We start from the raw sequence: 946 nt of genomic DNA on the forward strand, positions 1-946 counted from the left end.
GGGTGGGCCCGGCGGCCCGCCCGCCCCGCCCGCCGGCGGGCGGGGCACCCCCGGCGAAGGCGCCGGCGAGGGCCCGGGCGGCGGTGCGCGGTGGTGGCGGTCGAAGACGGCGCTCATCCCGCTCGCCGCCGTGGTCATCGCCGCCGCGCTCGCGGTCTTCTTCCTCCGCCAGGGCTCCGGCGGCTCCGGCGAGGTCTACCTCCAGGCCGCGACGGCCAACGGCAGGGACCCGTTCACCCAGTCGACGGCCAAGGACTACGGCGCGTCGGCGTCGGCCCACCCCGTCGTCCCGTCCGGCACGAGCGGCAACGGCGGCACCCGCAACGTCAAGGGTGACACCCGGGGCCTCTACGGCGGCTCCCGGCACAACGCCAGCTGCGACGTGGAGCGCCAGATCGGCTATCTGACCCAGGACCAGGCCCGGGGCCGCGCCTTCGCGGGCGCCGCCGGCATCGAGCAGAACGGCCTCGCCGCCTATCTGCGCGGCCTGACCCCCCTGCAGCTGCGCGCCGACACCCGGGTCACCAACCACGGCTACAAGGACGGTTCCGTCACCGGCTACCAGTCCGTCCTCCAGGCCGGCACGGCCGTCCTCGTCGACGACCGGGGCATGCCCCGGGTGCGCTGCGCCTGCGGCAACCCGCTGGGCCCGCCGGTGGCCGCCAAGGGCACCCCGGCCGCCAAGGGCGACACCTGGCCCCTCTACAAGGCGTCCGACGTCGTGGCGGTCACCCCGGCCGACTCCGTCATGGAGTACTTCGTCGTCTGGGACCCCGACGCCCGCGAGTGGTTCGAACGGCCCGTGGGCACCGACGGCGGGGACGACCGCTCCACCTCGGCCCCCAAGGGCGGGGTGACGATGAGCCCCAAGACGAACCCGTCGCAGGGCGGCGGACAGCAGTCCCCGCCGGCACCCCCGCCCTTGGGGGCCGAGGTGGAGCGGTCG

At 76.4% G+C, this 946-nt stretch carries 1 protein-coding gene; it reads left to right on the forward strand.

All coding sequences use genetic code 11. The features are described 5' to 3' along the window. Positions 1–946, forward strand: a 946-nt coding sequence (locus K6I33_RS35290; RefSeq protein ID WP_229358869.1) for a DUF6777 domain-containing protein, incomplete at both ends; no start/stop codon positions are given.

Origin of the sequence: Streptomyces sp. UNOB3_S3, assembly GCF_020740895.1 — a bacterium.
Taxonomy (GTDB): domain Bacteria; phylum Actinomycetota; class Actinomycetes; order Streptomycetales; family Streptomycetaceae; genus Streptomyces.